This is a genomic window from Stenotrophomonas sp. 05L414_2, from assembly GCF_056397905.1.
On sequence record NZ_JBFTOJ010000223.1, the window covers coordinates 1 to 5,723 of the forward strand.

Here is a 5,723-nt window from a genome sequence, read left to right on the forward strand (position 1 = left end):
TCGGTCGGCAAGGTCGCCGAGGGTTCCAGCCTGGTCCACCAGGCCGGCAGCACCATGGGCGAGATCGTCGCGTCGGTGCAGCGCGTGACCGACATCATGGCCGAGATCTCCGCCGCCTCGCAGGAGCAGTCCGCCGGCATCGAGCAGGTCAACCAGACCGTGGTGCAGATGGACGAAACCACCCAGCAGAACGCCGCGCTGGTGGAAGAAGCCACCGCCGCCGCGCGGGCGATGGAAGACCAGGCCGCACAGCTGGCCGACGCCGTGGCGATCTTCCGCCTCGACAACCAGGTCGCTGTCGCAGTGAAGGCGGTGACCGCCAAGGTCGCGCCGAAGGCTGCCAGCCCTGCGCCTTCGCGACCGCTGTCGACGCCCGCACCGATCCGCCGTACCCATTCCAGCACCGTCGTCTCCAACGACGGCGACTGGCAGGAATTCTGATCCTCGCGGCGGCTCCGGCCGCCGCCCCGCCGATGGACACGTCACCCGTGCAGAGCCCTACCCCCATCGTCAGCGGTACGCGCGAATTCGAATTCGCCGACCGTGATTTCCGCCGCGTCTGCGACCTGATCTACCAGCGCGTGGGCATCGCCCTCGCCCCGGCCAAGCGCGACATGGTGTACGGACGCCTGTCGCGCCGGCTGCGCACGCTGGGCATGCGCAGCTTCCAGCAGTACCTGGACCACCTGGAACAAGGTGATGGCGACGAGTGGCAGGCATTCACCAATGCGCTGACCACCAACCTCACTGCGTTCTTCCGCGAGCCACACCATTTCGACAAGCTGCGCGAAGAGCTGCAGCAGCGCAACGGGCGCGGTCCGCTGCTGTTGTGGTCGTGCGCCGCCTCCACCGGCGAAGAGCCCTACTCGATGGCGATCACCGCCTGCGAAGCGTTCGGCACCCTGAAGCCGCCGGTACGCATCGTCGCCACCGACGTCGACACCCAGGTGCTGGCCACCGCCGGGCGCGGCGTCTACAACATCGACCGTGTCGCCGGCCTCGATCCGGACCTGCGTCGCCGCTATTTCCAGCGTGGCAGTGGCCCCAACGAAGGCCAGTGCCGCGTACTGCCGGCGCTGCGTGAACTGATCGAATTCCGCCCGTTGAACCTGCTGGCACCGCGTTACGACGTCGGCGGCCCGTTCGATGCGCTGTTCTGCCGCAACGTGATGATCTACTTCGACAAGCCGACCCAGCGCGCGATTCTTGGCCGCCTGGTCAACCACCTGGCCGACGACGGCCTGCTCTATACCGGCCACTCGGAGAACTACCTGCACGCGGYCGATCTGATCCAACCCTGCGGCCGTACCCTGTACCGTCGTGCGGCAAAGGCCGGCGCATGAACGCATCACTGCGTACCGACGATGTGATGCGCTACCAGGACGCACGCTTCAAGACCATCGCCGCCAAGCTGCTGCCAACCCAGTATCTGGTAGTGGATGACACCACCGCGCTGACCACTACGCTGGGCTCCTGCGTGGCGGCTTGCCTGCGCGACCCGGTACTGAAGATCGGCGGCATGAACCACTTCCTGCTGCCCGAAGGCAACGCCGGCGACGGCGCGCCCGCACGTTATGGCAGCTATGCGATGGAACTGCTGATCAACGACATGCTCAAGCGCGGCGCCCACCGCAAGCGCMTSGARGCSAAGGTGTTCGGCGGCGCCAACGTGYTGAAGGGCTTCACCAGCAATCCGGTAGGCACCCGCAACGCCGAATTCGTGCGCCAGTACCTGCAGGCCGAACACATCCCGATCCTCGCCGAGGACCTGTGCGGCATCCATCCGCGCAAGATCTGGTTCTTCGCCGATACCGGCCGCGTGGTTGTGCAGCGCCTTCCACACGCCCACGAAGCCGAAGTCGCCGCGACCGAATCGGCCGTGCGCGCACGCCTGTCCAAGGCCCCGGTCACCGGTGGCGTGGAGCTGTTCGAATGACCCTGACCGGCAACGCCCCCTGCCGGGTCCTGATCGTCGACGACTCCGCCGTCGTGCGGCAGATGCTCACCGAAATCCTGTCCAGCGATCCGGCCATCGACGTGGTCGGCACCGCCGCCGACCCGCTGCTGGCCCGCGAGAAGATCAAGCGCCTGGCCCCGGACGTGATCACCCTGGACGTGGAAATGCCACGCATGGATGGCCTGGCGTTCCTGGAAAACCTGATGCGCCTGCACCCGCTGCCGGTGGTGATGATCTCTTCGCTGACCGAGCGCGGCGCCGATACCACCCTGCAGGCACTGGGCCTGGGCGCGGTGGACTTCGTGTCCAAGCCCAAGCTCGACGTGGCCCGCGGCCTGCAGGGCTATGCCGATGAAATCATCTCCAAGGTGAAGATGGCTGCGCGTTCCCGGGTGCGCCCGCTGGTGCGCGTGGCCACGCCGAAACTCACGCTGGATGCCGCCCCTGCCGCGCGCCCGGCAGCAACGCAGTTCCGCACCACCGACCGCCTGATCGCCATCGGCTCGTCGGCTGGCGGTACCGAAGCATTGCGCGTGGTGCTGGAAGGCATGCCCGCCGACGGTCCGGCCGTGGTGATGACCCAGCACCTGCCCGCCAGCTTCAGCACCGCCTTCGCCGAACGACTGGACCGTCACTCGGCAATGGCCGTGCGCGAAGCCAGCGACGGTGAAGCGGTGCTGCCCGGCCACGCCTACCTCCCTCCGGGCGGCAAGCACCTGCGGATCATCCGCGACGGTGCACGCTGGCGTTGCCGTGTCGACGATGGTCCTGCGGTGAACCGGCACAAGCCGGCGGTGGACGTGCTGTTCCGCTCGGTGGCACAGAGCGCGGGCGGCAATGCCATCGGCGCGATCCTCACCGGCATGGGCGACGACGGTGCACGCGGCCTGCTGGAAATGCGCCAGGCCGGCGCGCCCACACTGGTGCAGGACGAGGCGACCAGCGTGGTCTGGGGCATGCCCGGCGCGGCCTTCAAGCTCGGCGCGGCCGAGGAACAGGTGCCGCTGGAGCGCATTGCCGAACGACTGCTGGCGCTGGCGCGCGGCTGAGCGTCTGCGGCGTCACCTCTGCCACTCCCTTTTTTCCACGTGCCGGCCGGGAAAGGCCGGCACGGATGTTTCGATTTTCATGGAGCTTGCCCATGGCCCAGCGCGCCCTCCCCGCCCGATCCTCCCTGCTGGCAGTCGTCCTGTTGGCCCCACTGGTGACTACCGCTGCCACAGCACCGGCCACGCCATCGGCCACGCCCGTGCCCCAACGCGATGGCCCCGCCTCCTGGACCGAGCGTGTGCAGATCCTGAGCGGCCCGGACAGCGCATCGAAGCGTCTGCACGCGCCCGACGTGGCACTGCGCATCGTCACTCCCGATGACAGCGAGGCGCTCACACCAAAGGGACTGGCCCTGCTGTTCAGCGGCAACGAGCCGGACTACTTCCGGCGCAACCACCTGCCCGGCAGCATCATCGAGGGCCAGGCCAGCCCCGCCATCACGCTGATGCCGAATGTGGCCAAGGCACTGGTGGGAGGCTACTTCCGCTATGCACCCGACGCTGTGCCCAAGCAGACCAGTACGCTGCGCTTCAGTGCAGATGATTGGGTGCTGGTACACCAGGGCAATACGCGCAAGGATCCGCTGTATCGCCTCAACCATTCCAGCACGATCCAGCAGCGCCGCGCCGATGGCAGCCTGGCCGAGATCATCAGCTGCAACGACAGTGATGACCGGGCGACCCTGGGCGCGTGGCAGGCCGATGACTACGCCAGGCTCAAGAGCGCGGCGCAGAAGATCACCATGAAATGCATCGACAAGCTCATCAAGCGGATACCGGCGATGTACCCACGCCCGCTGGCGGCGGAAGACCTCAGTGCCTATGCGGGCGGCGCGGTTCCGCCGGCACGGGTGCGCGTGTTCGCCGACTTCGGCCGGACCACGACGTTGTTTACCGATGCCTCCTGCCGCACCGACTACCGTGACCGGATTGACGTCAAGTACAACAACGCCGGTGACAAGGGCCTGCTTGGCATTCCCAGCACCGAGGCCCTGCGCAGCAAGGAGAACCAGCGATTCTCCACGCTCAGCTACCAGGAATACGAAGTTCCCGGTGGCAAGCCGCTGATCTTCGAGGCGGCCTTTGACCCGAAAAGCGGTCTCTACTGCAAGGGCACGCTGTCAGGCCAGTTCGTGGCCAAGCCCGGGCAGGATTACGAGGTGGAATTTGAAGTGGCCGACAAGATGTGCCGGCTGCATATCCGCCAGGTGCATACCGATGGCAGCGTGACACCGCAGCAGGCGCGGCCAACCCCCACGAGCTGCGAGGGCACCCGCGCGCCGGTGCGCATCGAACCGCGCCAGGACATGCAGGTCCTGCTGTTCACCCCGGGCAAGCTGCAGATCCAGGACGCCACGCAGAACAGTGCGCCGCAGCAGCTGAGCGACGACGGCAGCGCCAACGCCGCACTGCAGCAGGTGCTGCAGCAGGCCAGCAGCACCCCCGGTACGCGGTTGTGCATCGTGACGCCCGGCAGCACCTACAGCAGCCCAATGCGCGACGCGCTCTGGAACCGGGTGCTGGAATCGCCACAGGCGCTGCCCAGTCTGTGGCTGGAGGCTGCCGCAGTGACTCCGTCGCACAGCGCCGCAACAGGCGCCCAGGTCGACCTCGCCGCCGCGGTCACGCGCTGCAAGGCGTTCCCGATCAAGGAATTCGCGGCGCAGTGAGTTGCAGCGCGCGCACCCATCACGTTTCCCCAAGGAGTACCACCGTGGCATTACGCCCAGCCTGCCTCACCGTCGCGATCGCGGCCAGCCTGCTGCTGGCTCCGTCGGCCTACGCCGTCGACGAAGCACCCACGCCTGTCGCCGCCTCTGCGGTCACGTCCGGGGCATCACCGGATCCGGCAACGGACGCCATGCCCGTAACCGATATCGCCGAGGCCGCACCGGCAGCTGCGGCCGTCGCCGGACCAGCCGTCGGGGACGTCACAGTGGCTGTGGCACCCGCACTGGATCTCAGCAGCCTGCAACGGGTAAAGGTCACTTCCGGCCTGGGCGTCGGGCCCAACGGCAATCGCGTGGGCGACCATGTGCTGCGCCTTGTGATGCGCGGTGACACCGCCGCCGTCACCGCAGCCAAGGTCGGTCTGTCTGCCTTGGCGTTCGTCACCGGCGTGGGTGACATCGGCACCAGCAACAGCTTCAGCAAGAACAACGTGCGCGGCGAGGACATCCAGTCCGTTCCCAGCCCGGCCTTCGGCGCGTTGCCCGGCATGATCCGCGAGCAGCTGGCGCTCTATTTCACGGCCCATCCCGGCGCCATTCCCAGTGACGAGCGCACCGTGGAAGCCAGCGCCGGCCAGTGGTCCCTGGTGTACCAGAAGCTCAGCGACGCAGAGACCCCGTATGAGCTGCGCCACGATGTAACCATCGGCTTCCCGCTGGTGCGCAAGCTGTTCCGCAGCGCCAGTGGCGGCCAGGGCGTGCACTGCCAGGACGAAGCGCGGGTTGCTCCGCTGCAGGAATGGCAGGCCGACGACTACGCCAAGGCGAAAGCTGCATCGCGTGAGTTCGCCGAAGCCTGCATCGTCCGCTTCGTCGCCGAGCTGCCGCGCCTGTTCCCCGACCACGGTGCGTTGCCGGAAACGGCCGCGGAACCGGAGCTGYCGATGGACACGCCGGCGGTGACCGAGGAAGCGGCCGCCGCCGCCCAGGCCTGACCCCGGACGGACCTGAATCGCGACTAGTGCCGGCCGCTGGCCGGCAGCGCTC

The 5,723-nt window shown here is 67.7% G+C and carries 6 protein-coding genes; all 6 read left to right on the forward strand.

Annotation, left to right across the window (positions count from 1 at the left end):
* The coding region (locus tag AC1DJN_RS20325; RefSeq protein WP_478039986.1) for a methyl-accepting chemotaxis protein at positions 1 to 441 on the forward strand (441 nt) is incomplete at its 5' end.
* Positions 442 to 473: 32 nt separating this feature from the next.
* Complete coding sequence (locus tag AC1DJN_RS20330; protein ID WP_478039988.1) at positions 474 to 1,343, forward strand: CheR family methyltransferase; 870 nt, start codon at positions 474 to 476, stop codon at positions 1,341 to 1,343.
* Positions 1,340 to 1,936, forward strand: coding sequence for a chemoreceptor glutamine deamidase CheD (gene cheD / locus AC1DJN_RS20335; protein ID WP_478039991.1), 597 nt, complete (start codon positions 1,340 to 1,342; stop codon positions 1,934 to 1,936). Before AC1DJN_RS20330 ends, cheD begins: the two co-directional genes overlap by 4 nt.
* Positions 1,933 to 3,006, forward strand: a complete 1,074-nt coding sequence (locus AC1DJN_RS20340; RefSeq protein WP_333623509.1) for a protein-glutamate methylesterase/protein-glutamine glutaminase — start codon at positions 1,933 to 1,935, stop codon at positions 3,004 to 3,006. Before cheD ends, AC1DJN_RS20340 begins: the two co-directional genes overlap by 4 nt.
* Positions 3,007 to 3,098: 92 nt before the next feature.
* Positions 3,099 to 4,676 carry a hypothetical protein gene (locus AC1DJN_RS20345; RefSeq protein WP_478013525.1) on the forward strand — a complete coding sequence of 526 codons (1,578 nt, stop codon included), beginning with the start codon at positions 3,099 to 3,101 and terminating at the stop codon, positions 4,674 to 4,676.
* A gap of 44 nt (positions 4,677 to 4,720) precedes the next feature.
* A complete protein-coding gene (locus AC1DJN_RS20350; RefSeq protein WP_478039993.1) occupies positions 4,721 to 5,671 on the forward strand; it encodes a hypothetical protein in 951 nt (316 codons plus the stop codon).
* Positions 5,672 to 5,723: the final 52 nt, after the last annotated feature.